The 25042-nt window shown below is 65.3% G+C and carries 24 protein-coding genes; 15 read left to right on the forward strand and 9 right to left on the reverse strand.

Features of this window, described 5'->3' with window-relative positions:
- Positions 1-29 precede the first annotated feature (29 nt).
- Genes AC1MLZ_RS20580 through AC1MLZ_RS20600 form a run of 5 tightly spaced genes read right to left on the reverse strand, consistent with a single transcriptional unit; the run spans position 30 to position 6817 of the window.
- Complete coding sequence (locus tag AC1MLZ_RS20580) at positions 30-3257, reverse strand: efflux RND transporter permease subunit (protein WP_151989672.1); 3228 nt, start codon at positions 3255-3257, stop codon at positions 30-32.
- A gap of 4 nt (positions 3258-3261) precedes the next feature.
- Positions 3262-4434, reverse strand: coding sequence for an efflux RND transporter periplasmic adaptor subunit (locus AC1MLZ_RS20585; RefSeq protein ID WP_037527202.1), 1173 nt, complete (start codon positions 4432-4434; stop codon positions 3262-3264).
- Entirely contained in the window at positions 4431-5744 is a 1314-nt protein-coding gene (locus AC1MLZ_RS20590; RefSeq protein WP_480961842.1) for a TolC family protein, read from the reverse strand. The genes AC1MLZ_RS20585 and AC1MLZ_RS20590 overlap by 4 nt, the downstream gene beginning before the upstream one ends.
- A gap of 57 nt (positions 5745-5801) precedes the next feature.
- Complete coding sequence (locus AC1MLZ_RS20595; protein ID WP_151989675.1) at positions 5802-6134, reverse strand: hypothetical protein; 333 nt, start codon at positions 6132-6134, stop codon at positions 5802-5804.
- A gap of 32 nt (positions 6135-6166) precedes the next feature.
- Positions 6167-6817: a cation efflux transmembrane domain-containing protein gene (locus AC1MLZ_RS20600; RefSeq protein WP_480961843.1), complete on the reverse strand. Its 651-nt coding sequence runs from the start codon at positions 6815-6817 to the stop codon at positions 6167-6169.
- A gap of 70 nt (positions 6818-6887) precedes the next feature.
- Between AC1MLZ_RS20600 and AC1MLZ_RS20605 the strand changes: the two genes are divergently transcribed.
- The gene (locus AC1MLZ_RS20605; protein ID WP_037527198.1) at positions 6888-7280 is read left to right on the forward strand and encodes a MerR family transcriptional regulator; all 393 of its coding nucleotides are present in this window, start codon (positions 6888-6890) and stop codon (positions 7278-7280) included.
- Between the two features lie 321 nt (positions 7281-7601).
- Here the strand turns inward: AC1MLZ_RS20605 and AC1MLZ_RS20610 are convergent, their stop codons facing one another.
- The 4 genes from AC1MLZ_RS20610 to copC all read right to left on the reverse strand — a co-directional run bounded on the left by AC1MLZ_RS20610 (position 7602) and on the right by copC (position 11886).
- Entirely contained in the window at positions 7602-7985 is a 384-nt protein-coding gene (locus tag AC1MLZ_RS20610) for a MerR family DNA-binding protein (protein ID WP_037527196.1), read from the reverse strand.
- Positions 7982-10456, reverse strand: a complete 2475-nt coding sequence (locus tag AC1MLZ_RS20615) for a heavy metal translocating P-type ATPase (protein ID WP_480961844.1) — start codon at positions 10454-10456, stop codon at positions 7982-7984. The genes AC1MLZ_RS20610 and AC1MLZ_RS20615 overlap by 4 nt, the downstream gene beginning before the upstream one ends.
- Positions 10457-10583: 127 nt before the next feature.
- Positions 10584-11513, reverse strand: coding sequence for a copper homeostasis membrane protein CopD (copD, locus tag AC1MLZ_RS20620; RefSeq protein ID WP_480961845.1), 930 nt, complete (start codon positions 11511-11513; stop codon positions 10584-10586).
- A gap of 1 nt (position 11514) precedes the next feature.
- Positions 11515-11886 carry a copper homeostasis periplasmic binding protein CopC gene (copC, locus tag AC1MLZ_RS20625; RefSeq protein ID WP_480961846.1) on the reverse strand — a complete coding sequence of 124 codons (372 nt, stop codon included), beginning with the start codon at positions 11884-11886 and terminating at the stop codon, positions 11515-11517.
- Between the two features lie 123 nt (positions 11887-12009).
- Between copC and AC1MLZ_RS20630 the strand changes: the two genes are divergently transcribed.
- The 14 genes from AC1MLZ_RS20630 (at position 12010) to AC1MLZ_RS20695 (ending at position 25038) form a co-directional block, all read left to right on the forward strand.
- Positions 12010-12285 (forward strand): hypothetical protein, encoded by a 276-nt coding sequence (locus AC1MLZ_RS20630; RefSeq protein WP_480961847.1) that lies wholly within the window; start codon positions 12010-12012, stop codon positions 12283-12285.
- Positions 12282-12722, forward strand: a complete 441-nt coding sequence (locus AC1MLZ_RS20635; RefSeq protein WP_480961848.1) for a periplasmic heavy metal sensor — start codon at positions 12282-12284, stop codon at positions 12720-12722. The genes AC1MLZ_RS20630 and AC1MLZ_RS20635 overlap by 4 nt, the downstream gene beginning before the upstream one ends.
- Positions 12719-13312: an RNA polymerase sigma factor gene (locus AC1MLZ_RS20640; protein ID WP_465238547.1), complete on the forward strand. Its 594-nt coding sequence runs from the start codon at positions 12719-12721 to the stop codon at positions 13310-13312. Before AC1MLZ_RS20635 ends, AC1MLZ_RS20640 begins: the two co-directional genes overlap by 4 nt.
- Before the next feature lie 44 nt (positions 13313-13356).
- On the forward strand, positions 13357-15300 hold the full coding sequence (locus tag AC1MLZ_RS20645) for a copper resistance system multicopper oxidase (RefSeq protein ID WP_480961849.1): 1944 nt from the start codon (positions 13357-13359) through the stop codon (positions 15298-15300).
- The gene (locus tag AC1MLZ_RS20650) at positions 15297-16514 is read left to right on the forward strand and encodes a copper resistance protein B (protein WP_480961850.1); all 1218 of its coding nucleotides are present in this window, start codon (positions 15297-15299) and stop codon (positions 16512-16514) included. Before AC1MLZ_RS20645 ends, AC1MLZ_RS20650 begins: the two co-directional genes overlap by 4 nt.
- 23 nt (positions 16515-16537) lie before the next feature.
- Positions 16538-17233 carry a PepSY domain-containing protein gene (locus AC1MLZ_RS20655; RefSeq protein WP_480961933.1) on the forward strand — a complete coding sequence of 232 codons (696 nt, stop codon included), beginning with the start codon at positions 16538-16540 and terminating at the stop codon, positions 17231-17233.
- A gap of 62 nt (positions 17234-17295) precedes the next feature.
- Positions 17296-17691, forward strand: a complete 396-nt coding sequence (locus AC1MLZ_RS20660; protein WP_465238555.1) for a DUF305 domain-containing protein — start codon at positions 17296-17298, stop codon at positions 17689-17691.
- A 55-nt stretch (positions 17692-17746) separates the two neighbouring features.
- The gene (locus tag AC1MLZ_RS20665) at positions 17747-18196 is read left to right on the forward strand and encodes a DUF411 domain-containing protein (RefSeq protein ID WP_480961851.1); all 450 of its coding nucleotides are present in this window, start codon (positions 17747-17749) and stop codon (positions 18194-18196) included.
- A 97-nt stretch (positions 18197-18293) separates the two neighbouring features.
- Complete coding sequence (locus tag AC1MLZ_RS20670) at positions 18294-18653, forward strand: hypothetical protein (RefSeq protein ID WP_133192481.1); 360 nt, start codon at positions 18294-18296, stop codon at positions 18651-18653.
- Between the two features lie 80 nt (positions 18654-18733).
- On the forward strand, positions 18734-18994 hold the full coding sequence (locus AC1MLZ_RS20675; RefSeq protein WP_480961852.1) for a hypothetical protein: 261 nt from the start codon (positions 18734-18736) through the stop codon (positions 18992-18994).
- A gap of 83 nt (positions 18995-19077) precedes the next feature.
- On the forward strand, positions 19078-20316 hold the full coding sequence (locus tag AC1MLZ_RS20680) for a TolC family protein (protein ID WP_480961853.1): 1239 nt from the start codon (positions 19078-19080) through the stop codon (positions 20314-20316).
- On the forward strand, positions 20313-21560 hold the full coding sequence (locus tag AC1MLZ_RS20685; RefSeq protein WP_480961854.1) for an efflux RND transporter periplasmic adaptor subunit: 1248 nt from the start codon (positions 20313-20315) through the stop codon (positions 21558-21560). Before AC1MLZ_RS20680 ends, AC1MLZ_RS20685 begins: the two co-directional genes overlap by 4 nt.
- A complete protein-coding gene (locus tag AC1MLZ_RS20690; protein ID WP_480961855.1) occupies positions 21557-24712 on the forward strand; it encodes an efflux RND transporter permease subunit in 3156 nt (1051 codons plus the stop codon). Before AC1MLZ_RS20685 ends, AC1MLZ_RS20690 begins: the two co-directional genes overlap by 4 nt.
- Before the next feature lie 2 nt (positions 24713-24714).
- On the forward strand, positions 24715-25038 hold the full coding sequence (locus AC1MLZ_RS20695; protein WP_480961856.1) for a copper-binding protein: 324 nt from the start codon (positions 24715-24717) through the stop codon (positions 25036-25038).
- Positions 25039-25042: the final 4 nt, after the last annotated feature.

A 25042-nucleotide genomic window follows, 5' to 3' on the forward strand; every position in this document is an offset into this window, starting at 1 on the left:
AGGGAGGGCGCAGGCGCCCTCCCTCACGGTCATGCATGCTGCGGCAGCGCCGTGGCGGTTTCCGCCGTGTCCGCGTCGTCGACCTTCACCGCTCGCTGGCCGAACCGTGCGTACAGCGTCGGCAGCACGAACAGCGTCAGTAGCGTCGCCGAGATCAGCCCGCCGATGACGACGGTTGCGAGCGGCTTCTGAACTTCCGCGCCTGCCCCGCTGGCGAACGCCATCGGCACGAAGCCGAGACTTGCGACGAGCGCGGTCATGACGACGGGGCGTAACCGCTGAAGAGCGCCCGTATGCGCCGCTTCGGCCCGGTCCATGCCGGAGCGGATCAGGTCCTGTACCGAGCTGACCATGACGAGGCCGTTGAGGACCGCGATGCCCGACAGTGCAATGAACCCCACCGCGGCCGAGATCGAGAAGTCCATGCCGCGTGCGAACAGCAGCAACACGCCGCCCACCAGCGCGAATGGTACGCCGGTGAAGACGATCGCGGCATCGCGGACCGACCCCAACGCCCCGTAGAGCAGCAACAGGATCAGCACAAAGCAGGCCGGCACCACGAGCTGAAGCCGCTTACTCGCGGATTCCAGATTCTCGAACTGCCCGCCCCATTCCAGGTAGCTGCCCGGCGGCAGGCGCACCCCGCTGGCAACCGCGGCTTGCGCGTCCGCCACAACGCTGCCGACGTCGCGCCCACGGACGTTCGCCTGAACGACGACACGGCGTTTGCCGTTCTCGCGGCTGATCTGGTTCGGCCCGTCGACGACGCCGATGTCGGCGACGCTGGACAGCGGCACATAGCCACCGCCAGCGACCGGCACCTGCACCTGTTCGAGCAGTCCGAGATCTGCACGTTCTGCGTCCGACAGGCGGATGACGACCGGGAAGCGCCGGTCGCCTTCGAAGATCATGCCCGCCGTTCGCCCGCCGAGAGTGGCGGTGATGGTGTCCTGCACGTCCTGCGCGGTGACGCCGACCCGCGCCATCGCGTCGCGGTTCACCCGGATGTCGAGCATCGGAAGCCCCGTCGTCTGTTCCACCTTCACGTCGGCTGCGCCCTGCGTCTTGCGCAGAATGCCGGCGATTTGTTCGGCGGTGCGGTTCATACTGGCGAAGTCGTCGCCAAACACCTTGATCGCGAGATCGCCGCGAACGCCGGCGATCAGCTCGTTGAACCGCATCTGGATCGGCTGCGTAATTTCATATGCGTTGCCTGGAAATTGCGCGAGCCTGGTTTCCAATCGTTCGACGAGTGCGGCCTTTTCCAGCTTGGGATCGGGCCATTCGGCATGCGGCTTCAGGATGACGAACATGTCGGTCGCGTTCGGCGGCATCGGGTCCGAGGCCAGTTCGGCCGTGCCCGTCTTCGAGAAGACGAACCGCACCTCGGGCTGTTTTGAGACCATCCGCTCGATCGGCACCTGCATCGCCTGGCTCTGCTGGACCGACGTCGCCGGGATACGTAGCGACTGGATGAGCAGGTCGCCTTCGTCGAGCTGGGGGAGGAACACCTGCCCCAGCGTCGTGAAGGCGAATGCCGCCAGCACGAGGCTGACTACGCTGGCGCCGATGGTGATCGACGGCCGCTTCATCGCCTTTTCCAGGCCCGGTTCGTAGCGCTGCTTCAGCCACGAAATGATCCGACCGTCCTCCTCATTCACCTTCCGCGACAGCCAGATGGCAATCGCCGCAGGTACGAAGGTCAGCGACAGCACGAAGGCGAAGAGCAGCGCGATGATGACGGTGAGCGCCATCGGCACGAACGTCTTGCCCTCGACCCCGGTGAGCGTCAGCAGCGGTACGTAGACGAGGATGATGATCGCCTGTCCGTACACGGACGGACGGATCATCTCACGCGCCGCGGTCGCAACGGCCTCCAGCCGCTCCTTGACGCTCAGCAGCCGGCCTTCGTGATGCTGTTTCTCGGCAAGGCGCCTGAGCGCATTCTCGACGATGATGACCGCGCCGTCGACGATGAGTCCGAAGTCGAGCGCGCCCAGAGACATGAGGTTGGCCGACACGCCGAGCCGGAGCATTCCGAACCCGGTCAGCATCATCGTGACCGGAATGACCGCCGCAGCGATCAGCGCGGCGCGGAAGTTGCCGAGCAGCAGGAACAGCACGACGATGACGAGCAATGCGCCCTCGGACAGGTTTTTCGCGACCGTCTTGATCGTCGAATTGACCAGCGCGGTACGATCCATCACCGGCTGCACCACCACGTCGGGCGGCAGCGATGCGTTGATGGTTTTCAACCGGTCGGCGACCGCCGTTGCCACGTTGCGACTGTTTTGGCCGATCCGCATAACTGCGGTGCCGACCACGACTTCGGTGCCGTTCTCCGAGGCCGAACCCATCCGGATCGCCTGTCCCGTGCGGACGGTCGCAACCTGATCGAGCGTAATGGGGATACCGTCGCGGGTTGCGACGACGGTGCGCGCTAGTTGGTTCGCGTTGCGAACCAGCGCGTCCGAGCGGACCGCCAAGCCTTCACCATTGCGGTTGACGAAGCCCCCGCCGACGCTGGTGTTGTTCTTCTCGAGCGCGGTGCCAAGATCAGTCAGCGTAATCTTGAGCGACGCCAGCTTCTGGACGTCGGGAACGACCAGAAACTGCTTGGCGTAGCCGCCGATCGAATCGATGCCGGCTACCCCGGTGACGTTCTTCAGCAGCGGTGTGACGATCCAGTCCTGCGCCGTACGTAGATAGGTCGCCTTGTCCTCGGGCGTCGTCAGCCGCTCGCCTTCCGGCGTGATATAGCTGCCGTCGGGTTGCTGCCCCGGCTCGCCGGCACGGTGCTTGTCGTCCTTCCGGTGCTCGAGCCGGACGGTCCACATGAAGACCTCACCGAGCCCCGTCGCGATCGGCCCCATTTCGGGGTTCACGCCGGCCGGCAGGTTCTCCGAGACGCCCTGCAATCGCTCGCCGACCTGTTGGCGGGCAAAGTAGATGTCGGTGGAGTCGTCGAAGACCGCGGTGATCTGGGCGAAGCCATTACGGCTGAGCGAGCGGGTATTGTCGAGGCCGGGAATGCCGGCAAGCGCGGTTTCGATCGGGAACGACACCTGCTTCTCCACCAGCTCGGGCGAGAGGGCGGGCGCGCGGACGTTGATCTGCACCTGGTTATTCGTGATGTCCGGTACTGCGTCGATCGGCAGCCGGGAGAGCGAAAAGGCGCCGATGACGGCGACGATGGCGGTGAGGAGCAGGACGAGCCAGCGCTTCTCGACCGCCCAGTTTACGATGCGGGCGATCATGACATCAATCCTCGTGCGCCGCTTCGCCCTTGCCGAGTTCGGCCTTCAGGGTGAAGCTGCCAATGGTGGCGATTTGCTCCTGGCCGGTCAGGCCGGAGCGAATGATGACGGTATCGCCGGCCGCGTCGCCGAGCGTTACAGGGGTTGCCTGGAACCCCTTGGCCGTCCGGACGAAGACGACCGACTTGCCCTCGACCGTCTGAACGGCCGTCGTTGGCACGCGGACCGCGGTGCTGCCACCGCTGCCGCTGAGCTGGACCGAGGCAGTGACGGGCTCGCCGACGCGCCACTGACCGCCGCCATTGTCGAGAGTCGCGATGACCGGCACCTGCCGCGTCTGTGAATCGAGCGCAGGCGACACGAAGCTGATCCGTGCGGTCGCCTGCCGCCCCGGTGCCGTCACGGTGACGATATTGCCCGGCTTTACCCGGCCGGCGTCTTCCGGCTTAAGGTTGAGCGCCAGCGACACCCGGCCGAGATTGGCGATGCGATAGAGTTCGCTGTCTGCTGCGACCGTCTGCCCGAGCACGACTGGTCGGGCGATGACCTGACCGCCGATCGGTGCGACGATGCCGAGCCGGTTGAGCCCGCCCCCGCCGCCGCCTGCTGCCGATACCTGACTTTGTGCCTGCCGGTAGGCGATACCCGCCTCCGTTGCCGCGGTGCGCGCGGCGATCAAATCCTGCTCGGGGGACACGCGCTGCGCGAACAGCCGCTGCTCGCGGCCAAGATTGGAGTTGGCAAGCGCGAGCCGAGCACGCGATGCCTCGACCTCACCCTTGAGTTGTGCTGCCTCGCGGCTTTCGATGACGGCGATCGTTTGTCCGCGCCCGACTGATTGGCCGAGGTTCCGGGTCAGCGAGACGACACGTCCGCCGATCGCCGCCGAGACGACCTGCGTCCCTTGCGGGTCGCCTTCGATCGTTGCCGGCAGGTCGATCGTACCCGCGCCACCCGTCAGCGGACGACCAATCTGGACCCCGGCTGCGGCGATCTGGTCCGCCGAGAGCGTCACGGCACCCTCATCGGCATGGGCGGCTTCGTTACCGCCGGCCTCGGCGCTGGCCGTGGTTTCGTTCCCGGCAGTCTCGTTGCCGCCTTCGGGTGCGCTACCGCAGGCCGCGAGCAACAGGGCAAGGCCGAACGGCAGAACGCCGCCCGTCAGGATGGTCTTCATCGGTCGGTTCCCCCGGTAATGGTTGTCGGTGCAGGCGCGGTCAGTCGCTCCAGTCGCGCACGGCTATTCTGGTAGTTGGCGAGCGCGTCGATCGCGGCGACGCGAGTCTCGGCGAGCGTGCGTTCGGCATCGAGGAGATCGAGTTGGCCGAACTTGCCTTCGCGGTAGCCGATCCGCGCGATCCGGGCGGCTTCGGCTGCTGCCGCCAGCGCTGGCCCGACCGCGGCCCGCGCCGAGGTCGCGGCATTGGCGGCTTCGGCCTGGGCGTCTGTGATCGCCTGCTCGACGTCAAGCGCGGTAACACGCCGGACGGCCTCCGCCCGTGTTCGCTCGGCCGTCGCCTGCGCGATGGCGGCGCGGCCATTGTTAAAGATCGGAATCGGGATCGAGATCGCGAACACCGCGGCGGTGTCGTTGGTCGCTTCCAGTCGCCGGAGCGCCGGTCCGATGTTGATGTCGGGCACGCGGTTCGCGCGCGCGAGCCGGATGCCGGCATCGGCAATGGCGAGATCGGCGTCCGCTGCCGCCAGCGCCAGCGTGCCGGCGGTCTGAGCTGGTGCTGCCGGGCCGAAGGTCGCCGGCGGTAGCCGATCGAGCAATCCGGCATCGAGCGTGCCGTCGATCGGACGACCGAGACGCCGCGCAAGGTTCGTCCGCGCGGCTTCGGCGAGCCGAGTGAGCCGCTCGACATTGGCATCGGCGTTGATGCGCGCGACGTCGGCGCGTTGTTGTTCCAGTGGTGACGCACGCCCCGCCTGGACGCGGACGGAGGCGCCGCGCAGCACTTCGGCCGCGATCCGCGCCTGGTCACGCGCCGTCACCAGCCGCCGTTCTGCCGCGATTGCGTCGACATACAGCTGCGTGACCTGCACGCGGATGTCGGCCGCAACGATCGCGCTTTGGAGCTGCGCGCGCGATAACTGCGCGTCGGCGACGCCGACGCGGGCACGACGCTTACCGCCCAGCTCGATCGGGATCGCGACCCCTAGCGTCGTCTCCGCGCTCCGTACGCCCCTATAGGGACCGGAGCCGACGACGTTCTCGACCTGTCCTTGAAAAACGGGGTTGGGTCGCAGGCCGGCTACAGCGCGGGCCGCCTGTGCGGCCTCGATCGACGCCGTGGCAGCAGCACCCGAAGGCGCTGACCCGCCCGCGGCCGACACGGCCTGATCGAGCGAGAAGCCGGGCAGCGGTTTTGCCGCGGTCGGCGTTTCGGCTGGGGTAGTCGCCTGTGGCGACTGCCCCTGTTGCGCCTGCGCGATCGATGCGCAGGACGCCGCGGCCAGGACGGCCGCGAGCATTGTTTTCATGGAATATCGATCCTGACAGAACACGTCGTGCCGGCAAATGCCGGCGAGCGGGTGTCGTCAGGCTGCCGGTGGCCTCAACGCAGGGTCAACCACATGCGACGCAATGGCACTGGCAGGTGTAGGAAACGGACGCAGGCCGCCTACACGGGCTATCGACGGCAGCGTATCACTTGCCGGCACATCCAGTGTTTGACCGTGGCAGGTGGCATGGTGGTGCGGCACCGCCTTATCGGCATCGCCTTGCGATTGATCGGCGTCGCCGTCGCTATGCACTGTGCCGCTGCACTCGATAGTCACCGGCCCCGGAATTTCGCGCGCATGCACGGTCGCCGTCATCACCAGGGACGACGCGATCATGACGAGCAAAAAGGACCAGAGCCTGCGTAGCATTGCAGGTCGTCTAGTCGAAATACGCCCGAGTGTCATCGCAAGACTTCCGCCGCTACCGGCCGGGCCTCTCGCCATGCCGGGATCGCTTCGGCGAGAACACGCCACGCTGACCGCAGGAAGATGAGCGCGATGACGCCGCCCACCGCGATATCGGGCCATGCCGCGCCGGTCATGGCGACCAGCCCTGCCGCGATCAACACGCCGACGTTGGAGGCCACGTCGTTGCGCGAGCACTCGAAAGTGCTGGACATATTCACGTTCTCAGACCGGAAGCGCCACAACATGGCGAGGCAGGTCAGATTGGCGACCAGCGCGGCGCTGCCGAAAGCCAGCATCAGCGAGGACGAGGGTGGCACGCCGTTCACGATCTTGTCGAAGATCTCGAACACCACTGCTATACCGAACACGAGGATGATGCCACCTTTGGCAAGCGCCGCGCCGGCTTCCCAGCGCGGGCCACGGCTCAGCGCATAGAGGCTCAGCGCATAGACGACCGCATCGCCGAGCATGTCGACCGAATCCGCCATCAGCGCCGACGAGCGGGCGAAGACGCCTCCGCCGAATTCGGCGACGAACATGACGAAGTTGATGACCATGACGGCGATCAGCACGCGCCGCTGAGCGGCCTTGCGGCCGAGCTGCGCGATCGTATCGCTTTTCCTGGAACAGCAGTCGTCCGCCATCATACCACTCGATTTGCGTGTTGAACCCCCATATGCACCCTCATGTCACTAGAGGGTCAAGGGCTCGCGCATGAAGATTGGGGAAATCGCGAAACTAACCGGCCTGAAGGTTGAGACCGTACGCTATTATGAAAGCGAAGGGTTGATCAGCGCGCCTCGCCGCAATGGCGGGAATTACCGCCTGTACGACCGGTCGCACGTGGAACGCCTGACATTCATCAAGCGCTCGCGTGACCTCGGCTTCACGCTCGATCAGGTACGCGACCTGCTCCGCCTGGCGGACGATCCGCGCGGATCTTGCGATGCGGTCGACGAGATGGCGGTGGTGCATATTGAGGAAATCGATCGCAAGCTCGCCGACCTCCATGCGTTACGTGACGAGGTTGCCACATGGGGTCGCTGTGACGCGACGACGATCGCCGAATGCCGGTTGATCGACGCTTTATCTTCACGGCTACCTTGAGCGCTGGCCCGACATTATCATCCGCGATATCTTTGTTCACTCTCCTGAGGCCGGGTCAAAGAGAAGCCGGCCACGATGGCAATTGCTACCAGGAGATATCTAGTTGACCGGTCAGCATGGCACACGCTGGACCGCAGAGGCCGATGCCGCGCTACGCCGCCGCGTGGCGGCCAGACAGACCATCGCACAGATTGCGCGTGAAATGGGGCGAACGATGGACGCGATCCGCGGCCGGGCGGCGACCTTGCGGATCACGCTTCGCTCTTCGCAACGACCTTGGCGGGACGGTGTTGCTCGTCGTCCTAGCGAGTATGCGCAACCTCATGCTTCCATGCGCCGGAGAATTGGACAGTCCGGTCGATCATCGCCGTGGCAGCGGTTTACCAATTCTAGCAGCGTCGATCGCATATCTTCGAGCGTAGCCGCCTTACGCCCAAGTTCATCAGCGCGCGCTTGAGCGAGCATTTTTACTTCGCTGCTCGAACGGCTGCGATCCGACCAGAGGCCAAGTAGCGTCCTGATCTCCTCGATTGGAAACCCAAGATCGCGGGCATTGGCGATGAAGCGAAGGCGATGAACGTCGGGGTCGGCATAGTCGCGGTAACTCCCACGCCTTGCCGGCGCGGGCACGAGACCGATCTTCTCGTAATGGCGGATCATGCGCTGCGAGACGCCGCTGGCGTCCGATGCCGCCCCGATATTCACAGTTTCACCGTGTTCAGCCGGAGCGCGTTGAGGACCACGGTAAAGGACGAGAGAGCCATCGCCGCGCCAGCCAGCATCGGCGACAGAAGGATGCCGGACACTGGGTAAAGCACCCCGGCCGCGACCGGCACACCGATCCCGTTGAACAGGAACGAGAAGAACAGGTTTTGGCGGATGTTTCGCATCGTTGCACGGGCTAGCTTGCGGGCGCGCACGATGGCTGAAAGATCGCCGCGCGTGAGCGTCATGCCTGCGCTTTCGATCGCTACGTCTGTTCCGGTTCCCATCGCGAGCCCGACGTCGGCAGCGGCCAGTGCGGGAGCGTCGTTGATCCCATCACCAGCCATTGCGACCTTGGCACCACCCGCTTTCAGTTCGCCGATGATCCGTGCCTTGTCTTCCGGCCGCAGATCGGCGCGAACATCGTCCAAACCGCCCACAGCGCGCGCAACCGCGTCGGCCGTTCCCCTGTTGTCGCCCGTCAGCATGATGACACGCAGCCCCTCTGCGCGAAGCGCTGCAATGGCATCGCCCGCCGAAGCCCGAACGGGATCAGCAACCGCGAGCAAGCCGGCGAGCGCGCCGTCAATAGCGATCAGGATGACGCCGGCCCCTTCGCTTCGATGACGATCGGCCGCAGCGTCGAGCAGTTTGGGATCGGCGCCGACCCTGTTCATCTGTGCCGCGTTGCCGATCACCACCGAACGGCCGCCTGCCGTGGCACTGACACCCATCCCAGTTTGCGAGGCGAAGTCGGCAACCGTGCCGAGTTGTAATCCGCGTTCTTTGGCGGCGACGACGATCGCATGGGCGAGCGGGTGCTCGGACTGGCCTTCGACCGCAGCGGCGAGCGCAAGCACGTCGTTCTCTCCGACGGTGCCGGTTGCCTCGATCGCGATCAGCGACGGCTTGCCCTCGGTAAGCGTGCCCGTCTTGTCGATGACCAGCGTGTCGACCTTATCGAGCGCCTGCAGGCTTTCGGCGTTCTTAACCAGCACACCGGCCTGCGCGCCGCGACCGGTGCCGACCATGATCGACATTGGCGTAGCAAGCCCGAGCGCGCACGGACAGGCGATGACCAGCACGGCAATGGCATTGAGGAGGGCATGACCCATACGTGGCTCAGGGCCGACCAATGACCACACCACGAAGGTCGCGATCGAAATCAGCACGACGAGCGGCACGAACCAGCCCGAGACCCGATCGGCGACCGCCTGTATCGGGGCGCGGCTGCGCTGCGCTTCCGCGACCATCCGGACGATGCGCGCGAGCATCGTATCCGAACCGACCGCTTGGGCTTCCATAACGAGGCTCCCCGTGCCGTTCACCGTTCCCCCGGTGACCGCGGCGTCGACTTCCTTGAGGACGGGAGCCGGCTCGCCGGTGAGCATGGCTTCATCGACCGAGGAGCGACCCTCGACCACCACGCCGTCGACCGGGATCGCCTCGCCGGGGCGAACCCGCAGCCGATCTCCGGTCGCCACGTCGGCAAGGCCGACCTCTTCCTCCGAGCCGTCAGACCGCAGCCGTCGCGCTGTCTTGGGAGCGAGGTCCATAAGGGCGCGGATCGCGCGCCCCGTCGCTGCCCTGGCGCGCAATTCGAGCACCTGTCCGAGCAGCACCAGCGTCACTACGACGCCGGCAGCCTCGTAATAGACCGGGACCATGCCCCCGTGCATCCGGAACGTCGCAGGAAAGATGCCGGGCGCGAGCGTTGCGACCAGGCTGTAGAGGAATGCCGCACCGACGCCGATCGCGATCAGCGTGAACATATTCAGATGGCGGGTGCGAAGCGATGTCCACCCCCGCTCGAAAAACGGCGATCCTGCCCATAGCACGATGGGCGCACTGAGTGCGAGCTGGACCCAAGGCGAAGCGGCAGGGCTGACGACGTGGATCCCCGACATTTCGGCGAACATCGAGACGATCAGCAGCGGGACCGTGAGAGCTCCCGCAACCCAAAGCCGGCGCGTGAAATCAACCAACTCGGGGTTGGGGCCGTCGTCGAGAGACGGTTCTTCCGGTTCGAGGGCCATGCCGCAAATCGGGCACGTCCCCGGCCCTTCCCGGCATATTTCCGGGTGCATGGGACATGTCCACATCGCCCCCGGCGTTGCCAACCGCTCGGCCTTTGGCTTCGCGCCGAGGTACGCATCAGGGTCGGCGACGAATTTGGTGCGACACCCTGCGCTACAGAAATGATAATCGTGCCCGGCATGCTCGGCATGGTGCGCTGTCTTTTCCGGATCAATGGTCATGCCGCATACGGGGTCGGTCACTGTGGCCGAGGGTTCGCCGCCCGCTTCCCCCGAGCAGCAACCTCCCTTGGTAGCTTGTGGCACAGACGAGGGTTCGGAGGGCGCGCAGCAGGACCCGGCAGCTTCGCGCTCGACCGCAGCCAGTTTGCCGTCGTGCTTGCCCGCGCAGCCGCAGCCCCCGGCAGAATGGGCGTGGGAATGAGGGTCGTTCATAGAAGAAACTCCTTCGACCCGAGGGCATGTAGGGTCTGACACCGTGTCAGGGTCAAGCCCCTATCCCGGCGATGCACGGTATGTAATGGTTTTACGCCGCCGAGCCCGATTGCCCTCGTCCCGATCTTCACATTGCTGATATGGGCGGCTCGAGGGTTCCCAGCCAAGCGACCAGCGCCAAGATCGTGACGGCGCAGGCCGCCTCGACCGCGAGGCTGCGCCGCAGCGTGCCGAGCGCGCCCCGGTGATCGGCCGCGGCGACCGACCGCTCGAATGCCGGCGTCAGGCGGAAGCGATTGAGCGACGCCAGCCCCAGCATCGCGGCAAAGAGCGCGAGCTTGGCGAGAAGGAGCTGTCCGTAGCGGGTGCTCGGAAGGTTCAGCAGATTGCCGGCGCCGACCAGCAGCCAGCCATTCACCAAACCTGTTACGATGATCGTGCCGACCATAATCGTGCCCACCAGACCGAAGCCGTGCAGTGCGCGATGGGTCAGTCTGAGATGGGTGGCGTCGACCTGACCTGGCGCGCGCGTGACGAGCAGCGTCAGCCCAAGCAGCGCGCCGATCCAGGCTCCGGCTGCCAACAGGTGGAGAATGTCAGCTACCAGATGCAACGAGCCGGTCGCACCCTCGTCCATCGCGCCGTGACCCGTCCACGCGAGCGTCGCGAGCGCGATCCCTGCCGCGAGCGCAACCATGCCGAGCGGGACGGCACGTCCTGCAGCGATCAGCGCGAAGATCGAGGCAACCACCAGCGCGACCATGCGTGCCTCCCATGCCGCACCGGTCGCGGACCCGCTGAGCAGCATCCCGATCGCCTCGCAATTGATAGGCCAGGGCGGCGTGCCGGCCATGGCCGCAGCTAACAGCGTTAGGGCGATGACGGAGAGCAAAAGGCCGAGGACGCCGCTTCCGACCAGCCAAGGGCGCAAGGCGAGCGCGGCTGTGCGCTCGCCGGCTTTGAGCCCGTAGAGGCTGAAGGCCGACAGGCCAAACAGCCCGCTCAACGTCACATAGAGCGCGAAGCGGACCGCGATCAGCGGCCAGTCGGCCTCCACCTTACTTCACCGCGAAAGCGAAGTTACCCGCGACCCGGTGCGTGTCGGTCGAGACCACGTGCCAAGCGACGCTGTACCGGCCCGCGCCGAGTGGTGACCTGGGCGTGACGACAAGGGTGCGACCGTCACCGGAGACACCGGCTGCAGCCGCTACCTTCATCAGTGCGTGCGAGGCGCCGCCATGCCCGGTCATCAACAGATCCGCGCCCGAAAATTTCGGCATCAGCTTCTCGCTGAAGCGCAGCTCTACCCGGGCGGGCTTGGCGACGGTTGCGTTCGGCATCGGAGACGCGGACACCAGCTTGGGGTGGGCGTAGGCCGCGCTGGCGATCCCGAGAAGGGCAAGGGCGGCAGGAAGGGCGACGCGACGCATAAGGTTACTCCGATGAAGGGCTCGTGTTCCCCTTTACGCGTCGCGAGCGCCGACCCCTCACGCTCGCATGAGGGATGATGGGCAGCGCTGCGTAAAGGATGGTAGAGGGGTGGAGTGGACAGCATGGACGATCTGGACAGAGCACTGGCGAGACTGGCGGGCGCACCCGTTCCGCTTGCCTTGGATGACATCGAAAGCCGGGTACTGGCGCGCATCAGTGCGCAGCCGGTTGTCGCGCGGCGGGCCGGGCTCGGCATTGGCGTGATGACAGTGGTTGCGCTGGGAATCGGCATGGCGGGTGCGGAGCTGCCGGCGACCGCCAGCTCCGTCGCATCGCTTGCGCCATTGGGAGGAGCCTCGCCGCTCGCGCCTTCCGCGTTGCTGATCGGCGAGCCATGACATCGACCAATCGCCTTGTCCTGTGCGTTGTGCTCGCCTTCCTGGCCGCGATCGGAGGCGTGTTTGTCGGGCGTGCGCTGTTGCCCCATCCCAAGCAGCCCGGCGCGGCGCTGCACGAAGTGCTGCATCACAAGCTCGCCTTGAATGGCGATCAGCAGGCGAAGTTGAAGGTTCTGGAAGACAGGTTCGCGGTGCAGCGCCGCGCCCTCGAATTGGAACTGCGCGCCACCAATGCCCGGCTCGCCGAAGCGATCGAGTCCGAGCACGGCAATGGTCCCCGTGTCGCCGCTGCGGTCGACCAAAGCCACGCCGCGATGGGCGAGCTGCAGAAAGCGACGCTCGCGCACATCTTCGCGATGCGGCAGCTGCTGCGTGCCGATCAGACTCCCCAATTCGATGCCGCGGTGGTGAAGGCGCTCACCGACGGCCAGGGGTGAGTCTCGAATGGACTTCGCTGACCGATGGCGAGCTGGCGACACTGAGCATCGCCGGTCGACACGCAGCTTTTGCCGAAATCATGCGGCGCTATCGCCAACCGGTCTTTCGGCTCGCCCGCGCCTGCACTGGGGAGCCGGACGAGGCACTCGATTTAGTGCAGGAGACGTTCGTCGCGGCTCACCAGGCCCTGTCGCGCTACGATGCGCAGCGGTCGATGAAGGCATGGCTGTCGACGATCGCGATCAACAAGTGCCGCGATTGGGGGAGAAAGCGGACTGTCCGCCGTTTCTTCTCCTTCGCCATTTCCGAGGATGGTCAGGCTGACGCGGTGATCGATGACGGTCCCGCAACAGATACCACCGTGGCCGATCGGCAGGAACTGGACCGGGTAACGCGCGCGATCGCGACCCTGCCGATGAACCTCAAGGAGGTGCTCGTGCTTCGGACGATCGAGGGCTTGAGCCAGGCCGAGACGGCAGAGGTTCTGGGCGTCAGCCAGAAAGCGATCGAGACCCGCCTGTATCGTGCTCGCGCTCGCCTGATCGAAAAGTTAAACGCGGCTCAAGGGGTAGGCTCCCGACCCGCGTAGAGGAATAAGACGGGCCGGCAGCGGCCCAACTCCAAGGAGCCACCATGTCGCGCGTTCTCGACCGCCGCCAGTTACTGCGCGGTGCTACCCTTGCCGGAGGAGGCGTCGCCCTGTCGGCGTACATGCCGGCTTGGGCGCAACCCGTTTCCGCCGGCATCGTGAAGCCACTGCCAACCGTGTCCGGCGAAGACATCCGGCTGCGCGTTGCGCATCAGATGATGACGATCGACGGGCGGCAGAGCCACGCCATCGGCATTAACGGAACCGTCCCCGCTCCGCTGATCCGCCTGCGCGAAGGCCAGACCGTGCGCCTGCATGTCGAGAACGGTCTCGACGAGCAGACCTCGTTGCATTGGCACGGTCTGATTGTGCCGTTCCAGATGGATGGCGTGCCCGGCGTTGCCTTTCCCGGTATCGAAAAGCGTACGACCTTCACCTACGAGTTCCCGATCGTGCAGGCGGGCACCTATTGGTACCACAGCCATTCTGGCTTGCAGGAGCAGATGGGCCTCTACGGTCCGATCGTGATCGATCCCGAGGGAGCCGACCCGATCCAGTCGGATCGCGAGCACGTCATCGTGCTGTCCGACCACAGCCAGCTCCACCCGCACCGCATCTTCATGAAGCTCAAGAAGCAGTCGGGCTATTTCAACCGGCAGCAGCAGACGCTCGCCGGCTTGCTGAAGGGCGAGGATCAGCCGCTGAAGGACCGCCTTGAATGGGGCAAGATGCGGATGGACCCGACCGACGTCGGTGACGTGACGGGATCGACCTATACCTATCTGGTCAACGGTCACGGCCCGCAGGACAATTGGACCGGCCTTTTTCGACCCGGCGAGCGAGTTCGCCTGCGCGTCATAAACGCGTCTGCGATGACGACCTTCAATGTTCGCATTCCGGGTCTGAAGCTCGCGATCGTCCAGGCTGATGGCCTCAACGTGCGCCCCGTCGAGGTCGACGAGTTCCAGATCGGCGTTGCCGAGACATACGACGTGATCGTCAACCCGACCGACGAGCGCGCCTACACGTTGGTGGGCGAGAGCGTCGATCGCTCCGGAATGGCGCGCGCAACCTTGGCACCGCGCGAAGGCATGGCGGCGGAAATCCCGCCTCTCCGCAAACGTCCCGTCGCCACCATGAAGGACATGGGGATGGACATGAACATGGACATGTCGGGTGGCGGATCGATGCAGGGCATGGATCATAGCGCCATGCCCGGGATGGATCATGCGTCGATGCCGGCTGCCGGCACGCCCGCTCCCGCAATGGATCACGCGCAGATGGGGCACGGCGCTGCCGGTGCCGGTGCCGGCGCCATGACCGGCATGGCGGGTATGGATCACGGCACCCAGGCCGGGGCTGCGATGCCGGGCATGGCCGGCTCCTCGAGCGCGCCCGACAGCATGGCGATGGGCGGTATGGCCGGCATGGACATGAACATGCGGGACTTCGCAAAGGCCCCCGGCGTGAAAAAGGGGCCAGGCGTCCAGACCATCTCGCCGATGCCGATGGACCGCACCGGCGATCCCGGTCAGGGGCTGGAGAATGTCGGGCATCGCGTGCTCACCTACCGCGATCTGGTCGCGGTCGATCGTAATCCCGATCTGCGCGCGCCGTCGCGCGAGATGCAGATCCACCTGACGGGCAACATGGAGCGCTACATGTGGGCGCTCGACGGCGAGAAGCTGTCCGAGGTGAAAGCACCGATCCCGTTCCTTGCCGGCGAGCGCGTCCGCGTCACGCTGGTCAACGATACGATGATGGGCCACCCCATCCACCTGCACGGCCACTTCTTCGAGCTGGTGACGGGCCACGGCGCGTACAGCCCGAGGAAGCACACCGTCATGGTGCAGCCCGGGGGCAAGGTGAGTTGGGATGTGACCGCCAACGAGGGCGATTGGGCGTTCCACTGTCACATGCTCTACCACATGCACGCGGGCATGATGCAGGTTGTCCAGGTGCGTTCCGCGAAGGGAGAGGCGGCATGAAGGCGCTGCTTCTCGCCGGGATCGGTGCATTCGTGGTCGGCGTTGCGCCCGCGACGGCCCAGACGATGGACCATTCGATGATGCCGGGCATGAGCATGCCCGGCATGAAGATGCCGGCGAAAAAGTCGGCTGCCAAACCCAAGCCCGCTGCTAGGAAAATCCCTGCCAAGAAGGCGACGTTGCGGAAGGCGCCCACGAAGCACCCGGTCGCTCCCGTAGCCGATCCTCACGCGGGACACGCCATGCCGGGAATGGACATGGGCGGTGCCAAGCCGGCCGATCCGCATGCCGGCCACGACATGTCGGGCATGCAGGGCATGGCCCCGAGTCCTGCTCCGGTCACGATCGAGGGCGAACACGCCGGGCATGACATGTCGGCAATGCCCGGCATGCAGATGGCACCCGGCCAGCCCATGCAGCACGACATGGCAGCGATGCTGGGGACGGCGGCGCCGGTCGGCACCGACCTCAAGCCGGGCAATGCTCCCGCACCTGCCCCTGCCGCGGGGCTCGCCGCGTCCCGCTACTATGGTGAGGCGGCAATGACCGTGGCCAACCGCGACCTGCGTCGTGAGCATGGCGGGATGACCTATTACCAGGTGCTCTTCAATCTCGCCGAGTACCAAGCCCGCAAGGGCGGCGACGGCTATCGTTGGGACGGCGAGGCGTGGATTGGGGGAGACATCAACCGGCTTACGCTGAAGAGCGAAGGTGAGGGCACGTTCGGTAAACCGCTCGAAGCGGCAGAGGTCCAGGCGCTCTATAGCCGTGCGCTCGACCCCTATTGGAATCTGCAGGCGGGCGTCCGCTACGACTTCAAGCCGAACCCGTCCCGCACCTATGCCACGGTCGGTATCGAGGGACTTGCTCCTTATTGGTTCGATGTCGAGGGCGCCTTGTTCCTGTCCGACAAGGGCGACGTGCTCGGCCGAGCCGAGGCTTGGTACGATGAGCGAGTGACACAGTTCTTCGTGCTCCAGCCTCGCGTGGAAGCCAATTTTTCGGCCCAGGACGTGCAGCGCGATGGCATCGGCTCGGGGCTCACCGACCTCGAGCTCGGGCTTCGCCTGCGGTACGAAAAATCCCGAGAGTTCGCGCCCTATATCGGCGTGTCATGGGAACGGCAGTTCGGCGATACTGCGCGGTTCACGAGGGCACGGGGCGATGACACCGGCGGGTTCAGCTTCGTCGCTGGTGTGAGGACCTGGTTCTGAGGAGCGGCAGGCTCCGCCTCCATATCGGCGCTAGCAAGCTTCATCGCTGGCTGGCGCTGATTATAGGTGTGCAGTTGCTGCTCTGGTTCTCCAGCGGCTTGCTGATGAGCATCCTGCCGATCGAGCGGGTTCGCGGCGAGCATCTCGTCGCCCGCGATAGCCGGGAGACACTGGCACCGGCCCAGCAGTTCGTTTCACCGACAGCCGTCCTGAGCGCGGCGCCGGGTCTTGTTCGTGAGTTGCGCTATACGAGCTTGCTCGGCCGTCCCGTCGCCGAGCTGACGATGGCGGACGGCACCGTGCGCATGCACGATGCCCTGAGCGGAAACCCGATGGCGAGCATCGATGCGCCATTCGCCGTGAAGATCGCGACGGCGGCGTACCGCGGCACCGGCGCGCCGCCTGCGTCGGCGATGCTGGTCCGCACCGCGAGCACCGAGTTTCGTGGCAAGCTGCCGGTTTGGCGCGTGCAGTTCGAGGATGCGGAGACGACCCGGGTTTTTGTCTTGCCGGATAACGGGAAGATCGTCGGTGTCAGAACCGGCACGTGGCGGCTCTATGACTTCTTCTGGGGTCTCCACATCATGGACTGGAAGAACCACGAAAACTTCAACACGCCCTGGATGATGGCATTCGCAGCGGGAGGGTTGATCCTGGCCGTAGCGGGGGTGGTGCTCCTCTACATGCGCTGGCCGCGCCGCAGGCGAAGAAAAGTTTGAGGGGTGAGCAAGGCTGCCGCGTAGCTCCTTTGTAGGGCGGGGGTTCCTAGGGAGCAGTACCCATGAAGACTATCACCACGATCGGTATCCTCGCTGCGGCGCTCGCCGCTAGCCCCGTTGTCGCGCAGCAGGGCGGCATGGCGGGGATGGACCATAGCCAGATGCAGGGCATGGATCATTCCAAGATGATGCAGCCGACCCCGGCCAATCCGTACGGGCCGGATATGATGAAGATGCATGAGCAGATGATGGCGGCGATGGGCGCCGATGCCGGCGAGACGTGGGTCCGCAAGATGATCGAGCACCATCGCGGCGCCGTGACCATGTCGCAGACCGTGCTTCGTCACAGCCAGAATGCCGAGATTCGGCGCGAGGCGCAGAAAACGATCACCGGCCAAAACCGCGAGATCGCGACGCTGAATGGGATGCTTCGCAAGATGGGCAAGCGTCCCCAGTAAGGCCGTTGCCTAAGTCCCCGCCCTCAAGGGCGGGGCTTACCCGAGGAGTCGAGCGATGAAGTTGTCGATCCGTAGCGCACTTGCCGCCGCAGCCATGATGATGCCGGCTGCCGCATTGGCGGCGAACAGTATTGCGATGCATCGCGATCCAGGATGCGGATGTTGCGAGAAGTGGGCGGCACAGGTGCGCCAGCAGTTCGGCCGCAACGTCCGGATCATCGATGATACGCACCGCGACGTGCTTCAGCGCAAGATGGGTGTGCCGGCTGATCTTGGCTCCTGCCATACCGCGATCATCGACGGTATGGCTTTCGAGGGACATGTCCCGATCGTCGACATGAAGCGAGCGCTTGCGCAGCATCCCAAGGGTGTGCGCGGGCTAGCCGTGGCTGGAATGCCGATGGGTTCACCCGGCATGGAAGTGCCGGGCATAAAAGCGCAGCCATATGACGTGATCGCGTTCGGCCCGGCTGGGAGGCTCGTCTTCGCGCATCATGGTGGATAAGAGCTGGTTGGTCCTACGGCATTGATCTTGCCGTGTAACCGACTGCTCGTTTGGGCGAATTGACCTTTAACCCCGTTGCATTAGGTTACACGATGACGTGACTCGCTTTCTTCGCCTTTTCCTGCTGTTCTTTGCGGTCGTCGGCCTGTTCGGACAGTCCACGGCCATGGCAATGAGCCCGCTTCAGAGCGAGACCATGTCCATGGCGACAATGGCCTCAATGGATTGCCGCGATGGCATGACGGCGGGACAGATGCACGGCTCGGTGCCGTGTAAGAAGATGACGCTCCAATGCATCGCGGCGATGGGATGCACCACCGCAGCGATCACCGAGCCGGTAGGTGCTACTCTCACGACACGCCAGCTCGATCGCCTTGATCCAGCATGGCCACTGACTGCGCGCCTTGATGGGCGGACCTACGGCCCCGACCCCGACCCACCCAGCTTCCTGATCTGACACCCGGAATCCGTCTGCCGCAGGCCTCTTCGAGGCTCTTGCGTGCTGGCGGCCACTGCTCAGATCAAGGAATTAACACCATGAATATCAAGTTTTCCGGCGTTCTCGTCGGTGTGATCGCCGTGTTTGCTGCCACCTCCGCATCCGCATCACCGCGTCCAGATGCCGGTCATTACGAATGGCGGGCGAGTACCCAGGCTCCCGGCCCTCGCGCGCCGCTTGCCGTGGCGCGCCGCGTCTGGGTGCCAGCGGCCATTGCGATGACCGACGCCGACGTTTGCCAGTCTATGATGACGGCCAAGTTCGGCGCTATGGCCTGCTGCGCCTCGCACAGTTCCTAATCGAGCGCTGAAAGTCGACCGGCAGGGCTGTGACCCTGCCGGTCGAATTTTCGCTACGCATCGATCTGCCAGCGGGGAAAACCATGTCCAGATACACGATACTGAGCGCTGCGCTGATCGCTGCGCTTATCACCACTACAGCCGCGGCAGGACCGCTCTCCTTCGATGCGGCGCTCGCCGCAGCGAAGAGCCATGCGCCGTCACTACGTGCTCGTACCCTCGGTGCCGATAGCGCGCGTGCTTCACGCGAGGCCGCAGGCGCTCTCCCCGATCCGAAGCTTGCGCTCGGGATCGACAGCTTCCCGGTCTCGGGGCCGCTCGCGTTCGAGCCCAATCGCGACAATTTCACCTGGGCGCGGGTCGGGCTATCGCAGGACATTCCGAACGCCGCCAAGCGGCACGCGCAACAGGCGCGCGCCGATACCGATATTGCGACTGCCGATGCAGAGGCGGTAGCTGAAGCCCGCACCGTCGAGGTCGAAACCGCAATCGCTTGGATCACGCTGGCCTATGCCGAGCGCCGTCTGGTGGCGCTCGACGCCGTGCGCGGCAGGCTCGATCGTTTGGTACGGACATCACCAAGTGCGGTATCGGCGGGAAGCGCTCGCCCAGCGCAGACGCTTGCCGGACGCCAAGGTCTCGCCGCCGTCGATGATCGCCGCGACGAACTGGTGTCCGCGATCGCGCGCGCGCGCTCAGACCTGATCCGCTGGACCGGAGATCCGACCCCTGTGGTCGCCGGCCCGGTGCCAGACTTCATGGTGGACCCCGCGCAATTGCGCAGCGCGCTCGACCGCAACCCCATGCTGGCGGCGATTGCCGCCCGTGTCGGCCAAGCCGATGCCGACGTCCGGTTGGCGCAGGCCGATCGCCGTCCGGATTTCGGGGTCGACGTCAGCTACCAGCGCCGCGATCCGCGCTTTGGCGACTATGTCTCCGCAGGCGTCACTATCGGCCTGCCGCTGTTCAAATCGCACCGCCAAGACCCGTTGATCGCCGCCCGCGCCGCGGACGCGGCGAAACGGCGCGCCGAGCAGGAAGATACCGCCCGCCAACTCGCGGCAGGCCTCGATGCGAGCCTTGCCGATCATGTGATGCACCATGCGCAATGGATGCGATCGAAGGAGACGCTCGAGCCGTTGGCGCGCGAGCGCGTCGATCTCGAGACCGCGAGCTATGCTGGCGGACGTGCCGGACTGCTCGATGTCGTCGACGCACATAGTGCGCTTGCCAATGCGGCCCTCGAAACGCTCGACCGCGAGGCATTGGTCGCGATCGACGGTGCGCGTCTCACCCTCACCTATCGGAGCGACCCACGATGAGCCCGCGCGATCTCGTCCCCCGCACGCCCGCGTCCCGCGCGGTCGTTCTTGCGCTCCTTGCCAGCGGCGGGATCGGGTTCGTCGCCGCACGGTTGACTGGTCCGGCTACGACCGCCCCGGCGACATCGGCGACCGCCGGTCCGGCCTCCGCGGCGAAGCCCAAGCCACTCTATTATTACGACCCGATGGTGCCGCAGGAGCATTACGACAATCCGGACTCGCTCTCGTCGATGGGGATGAAGACGATCCCCAAATATCCGGATGCGAGTGCCACGGGACTGGCCGCCAAGCCCGGCATCTCGATCGATCCGTCCGCGATGCAAAATCTCGGCATCCGTATCGCCACGGCGACTACCGGGATGCTGGCCGGCGCACTGGATGCGACCGGCACGATCGACTTCAACCAGCGCGACGTAGCAATCATCCAGTCGCGCGCAGCCGGGTTCGTCCAGCGGGTCTATAATCGGGCGCCGGGCGACGTGATCGCGCGCGGTGCGCCGATCGCCGACATCTTGGTGCCCGAATGGGGCGGTGCACAGGCGGAATATGAGGCCGTGCGGCGGACCGGCGACAGGGCGCTCACTGCGGCCGCAGCCCAGCGCCTGCGCCTTCTCGGTATTCCGGGCGGCACGCCGCGCGGGCGCGGCATGACCACCGTGCGCAGCCCAATCGCCGGTGTCATCCAGACGCTTGACGCGCGGCAGGGTGTAACGCTCGCCACCGGGCAGACGCTGGCACAGGTCAACGGCCTAGCCACGGTCTGGCTGAATGCCGCAGTGCCCGAGGTGCGCGCGAGCGCCATCAAGGTCGGGCAAACCGCGACTGCCGAACTGGCGGCCTTCCCTGCCGAGCATTTTACCGGACGGATCATCGCTGTCTTGCCGACGACACAAGCCGACAGCCGCACGCTCACGGTACGGATCGAGCTGCGCAACCCTAGCGGCCGCTTGCGCCCCGGCATGTTCGCGACCGTCCATCTGGGCGGCACGTCCGACACCGCGCTGCTGGTGCCGAGCGAAGCCGTGATCCGCACCGGCACGCGGACGCTGGTCATGCTCGCCGAGGATAAGGGCCGCTATCGGCCAGCAGAGGTCAAGACGGGCCGTGATGCAGGTGGCAGGACCGAAATCCTCGCCGGACTGGCACCAGGCGAGAAGGTCGTCGCGTCGGGCCAGTTCCTGCTCGACAGCGAGGCGAGCCTGACCGGCATCGCCGCGCGGCCGATCACGGGCGACACGAAGTGATCGCGCGGATCATCGAGGCGTCCGTCAAGGCGCGCGTCCTCGTTCTGCTAGCCGCCCTCGCGCTGATCGTCATCGGGGTGGGCGCTTTGCGATCGACCGCGGTCGATGCGCTGCCCGACCTATCCGACGTCCAGGTCATCATCCGCACCACCTATCCGGGCCAGGCCCCGCAGATCGTCGAGAACCAGGTCACGTATCCGCTCGCGACGACGATGCTGTCTGTGCCGGGCGCGCGCGTGGTGCGCGGCTATTCGTTCGTCGGCGACAGCTTCGTCTATGTCCTGTTCGATGACGCGACCGATCTTTATTGGGCGCGCAGCCGGGTACTCGAATACCTTAGCCAAGTGCAAAGCCGCCTGCCCGAGGGTGCAAAGGCATCGCTCGGCCCGGATGCTACCGGGGTGGGCTGGGTCTATGAATATGCACTTGTCGACCGGACCGGCCGTCACGATCTCGCACAGCTCCGCAGCATCCAGGACTGGTTCCTGCGCTACGAATTGAAGACCGTGCCGGGGGTCGCCGAGGTCGCGAGCATCGGCGGCATGGTGAAAGAGTATCAGGTTGTCCTCGATCCGCAGAAGCTGGCCGCTTACGGCATCACCCACGAGGCGGTCACTGAAGCGCTGAAGCGCGGCAACCAGGAGAGCGGCGGATCGGTCCTTGAGATGGCCGAGGCGGAATATATCGTCCGCGCGACCGGCTATCTGAAGACGCTCGACGATTTCCGCAGCGTGCCGCTCAAGACGGTTGGCGGCGTGCCCGTGACACTCGGCGACGTCGCCACGATTCAGATCGGTCCCGAAATGCGTCGCGGGTTGGCCGAGCTCAACGGCGAGGGCGAGGTTGCAGGCGGTGTCATCGTGATGCGCCAGGGCAAGAACGCGCGTGAAGTGATCGACGGCGTTCGTACCCGGCTCAACGCATTGAAGAAGAGCCTGCCACCCGGCGTGCAGGTCGTCACCACTTATGACAGGTCGGGCCTGATCGATCGCGCGGTCGACAATCTGACCGCCAAGCTGATCGAGGAGTTCATCGTCGTGGCGCTCGTCTGCGCGCTGTTCCTCTGGCACGTCCGTTCGGCGCTGGTTGCCATCCTCACCCTGCCGCTCGGTATCCTCATCGCCTTCATCGCGATGCGCGTGCAGGGACTGAACGCCAATATCCTCTCGCTGGGCGGCATCGCCATCGCCATCGGCGCAATGGTCGATGCGGCCGTCGTCATGATTGAAAACGCGCACAAGCATCTCGAACATTGGGCACACGATCATCCGGACGAGACGTTGGCGGGTGCCGAGCGCTGGCGCGTGATTACCACCGCAGCGGTCGAGGTCGGCCCTGCGCTGTTCCTCAGCCTGCTCATCATCACCTTCTCGTTCGTGCCGATCTTCTCGCTTCAGGGCCAGGAGGGGCGGCTGTTTGCGCCGCTCGCCTTCACCAAGACCTATGCGATGGCGGGGGCCGCGATCCTGTCGATCACGCTGATCCCGGTGCTGATGGGGTTACTGATCCGCGGGCAAATTCCGTCCGAGAATGCCAATCCGATTAATTGCGTCCTCACCCGCATCTACCGTCCCGCGCTCGATTGGGTACTGGCGCGGCCGAAACAAGCGCTGGTCATCGCCGGCCTCGTCTTTGCGACCAGCCTCTGGCCGATCAGTCAGCTTGGCGGCGAGTTCATCCCGCAGATGAACGAGGGCGACCTGCTCTACATGCCGTCCGCGCTGCCCGGCATCTCGACCGCCAAGGCCGGCCAGCTTCTCCAGCTCACCGACCGGCTCATCAAGACCGTACCCGAAGTGGAAAGCGTGTTCGGCAAGGCCGGCCGCGCAGATACCGCGACCGATCCTGCCCCGCTCGAAATGTTCGAGACCACGATCCGCTTCAAGCCCAAGGATCAGTGGCGCGCGGGCATGACGCAGGACAAATTGATCGATCAGCTCGACAAGGCGGTGAAGGTGCCGGGCCTCGCCAATTTCTGGATTCCTCCAATCCGCAACCGGATCGAGATGCTGTCGACCGGCATCAAGAGTCCGATCGGCATTAAGGTGGCAGGCGCGAACCTCGCCGAGATTGACGCAACTGCGCGCGAGATCGAACAGGTCGCGAAAACCGTGCCCGGCGTTGGATCGGCGCTCGCCGAACGGCTTACCGGCGGGCGATATATCGATGTCGACATCAACCGGGCTGCTGCGGCACGCTATGGCCTCAACGTCGCCGACGTGCAGTCGATCGTGTCGGGCGCGATCGGCGGCGAGACGATCGGCCAGACCGTCGAGGGACTCGCGCGATATCCGATTAGCGTGCGTTATCCGCGCGAGCTGCGCGACAGTATCGCGGGATTGCGCAATCTGGCCGTGCTGACGCCGGCAGGGCAGCAGATCACGCTCGGCACCGTCGCCGACGTTCGCATCACCGATGGACCGCCGATGCTACGCAGCGAGAACGGCCGACCGGTGACGTGGATCTACATCGATGGACGCGGCGCACCGCTCACCACCATCGTTCGGGACGTGCAAAACGTGATCGCCGCCAAGGTAAAACTGCCGCCCGGCGTCAGTGTCACCTATACCGGCCAGTTCGAGTATCTGCAGCGCGCGGTCGAGCGATTGAAAATCGTCGTTCCGGCGACCTTGGTCATCATCTTCCTGCTGCTCTACGCGACCTTCCGCCGGCTCGATGAAGCCGCGCTGGTGATGGGCACCCTGCCGTTCGCGCTCACCGGCGGCCTATGGCTGCTCTATCTGCTCGGCTACAACCAATCGGTCGCCACCGGAGTCGGGTTCATCGCGCTTGCCGGTGTCTCCGCGGAGTTCGGCGTGGTGATGCTAATCTACCTCAAGCACGCGCTGGATGCCCGGGGCGAGACACCGAACGATGCCGAGGTCGCAGCGGCAGTGCGCGAAGGTGCCCTCCTTCGGGTCCGGCCCAAGGCGATGACCGTCGCGGTGATCCTTGCCGGGCTGTTCCCAATCCTGATCGGGACAGGCACCGGCTCCGAAGTGATGAGCCGGATCGCTGCACCGATGATTGGTGGGATGCTGACGGCGCCACTTCTTTCGATGCTGGTGCTGCCCGCCGCCTATCTGCTGCTGCGACGATCGCGCCAGCCTGCCGCTTCTACGTTCCCCCTTCCCTCTTCAATCAAGGATTAGACATGAAAACCATCGTCCTACTCATCGTCGCCAGCCTCACGGCAACCTCCGTAGTAGCGCAGACAATCAAACCGATGCCGGGCACGGCGACGAAGGCCGCCAAAACCGGCAACGGTAGCGGCATCGTCAAGGCGCTTGATCCGAAGACAGCCAAGGTCACGATCCAGCACGGGCCGATCGCCGCACTGGCATGGCCCGGGATGACGATGGCCTTTGTCGCCAACCCGCCAACGCTCCTTAGAAGCGTCAAGGTCGGGCAGCGGATAGATTTTACGGTGCAGGTGACCGCGGCGGGTCCGACCATCACGGCCATCAAGCGACGTTGACGGG

Source organism: Sphingomonas sp. PEI4 (genome assembly GCF_056679955.1).

Coding starts and splice junctions, on each gene's coding strand:
- AC1MLZ_RS20580 (WP_151989672.1), bottom strand. CDS start 3,257: ATGATCGCCCGCATCGTAAACTGGGCGGTCGAGAAGCGCTGGCTCGTC.
- AC1MLZ_RS20585 (WP_037527202.1), bottom strand. CDS start 4,434: ATGAAGACCATCCTGACGGGCGGCGTTCTGCCGTTCGGCCTTGCCCTG.
- AC1MLZ_RS20590 (WP_480961842.1), bottom strand. CDS start 5,744: ATGAAAACAATGCTCGCGGCCGTCCTGGCCGCGGCGTCCTGCGCATCG.
- AC1MLZ_RS20595 (WP_151989675.1), bottom strand. CDS start 6,134: ATGCTACGCAGGCTCTGGTCCTTTTTGCTCGTCATGATCGCGTCGTCC.
- AC1MLZ_RS20600 (WP_480961843.1), bottom strand. CDS start 6,817: ATGGCGGACGACTGCTGTTCCAGGAAAAGCGATACGATCGCGCAGCTC.
- AC1MLZ_RS20605 (WP_037527198.1), top strand. CDS start 6,888: ATGAAGATTGGGGAAATCGCGAAACTAACCGGCCTGAAGGTTGAGACC.
- AC1MLZ_RS20615 (WP_480961844.1), bottom strand. CDS start 10,456: ATGAACGACCCTCATTCCCACGCCCATTCTGCCGGGGGCTGCGGCTGC.
- copC (WP_480961846.1), bottom strand. CDS start 11,886: ATGCGTCGCGTCGCCCTTCCTGCCGCCCTTGCCCTTCTCGGGATCGCC.
- AC1MLZ_RS20630 (WP_480961847.1), top strand. CDS start 12,010: ATGGACGATCTGGACAGAGCACTGGCGAGACTGGCGGGCGCACCCGTT.
- AC1MLZ_RS20635 (WP_480961848.1), top strand. CDS start 12,282: ATGACATCGACCAATCGCCTTGTCCTGTGCGTTGTGCTCGCCTTCCTG.
- AC1MLZ_RS20645 (WP_480961849.1), top strand. CDS start 13,357: ATGTCGCGCGTTCTCGACCGCCGCCAGTTACTGCGCGGTGCTACCCTT.
- AC1MLZ_RS20650 (WP_480961850.1), top strand. CDS start 15,297: ATGAAGGCGCTGCTTCTCGCCGGGATCGGTGCATTCGTGGTCGGCGTT.
- AC1MLZ_RS20660 (WP_465238555.1), top strand. CDS start 17,296: ATGAAGACTATCACCACGATCGGTATCCTCGCTGCGGCGCTCGCCGCT.
- AC1MLZ_RS20665 (WP_480961851.1), top strand. CDS start 17,747: ATGAAGTTGTCGATCCGTAGCGCACTTGCCGCCGCAGCCATGATGATG.
- AC1MLZ_RS20675 (WP_480961852.1), top strand. CDS start 18,734: ATGAATATCAAGTTTTCCGGCGTTCTCGTCGGTGTGATCGCCGTGTTT.
- AC1MLZ_RS20680 (WP_480961853.1), top strand. CDS start 19,078: ATGTCCAGATACACGATACTGAGCGCTGCGCTGATCGCTGCGCTTATC.
- AC1MLZ_RS20685 (WP_480961854.1), top strand. CDS start 20,313: ATGAGCCCGCGCGATCTCGTCCCCCGCACGCCCGCGTCCCGCGCGGTC.
- AC1MLZ_RS20695 (WP_480961856.1), top strand. CDS start 24,715: ATGAAAACCATCGTCCTACTCATCGTCGCCAGCCTCACGGCAACCTCC.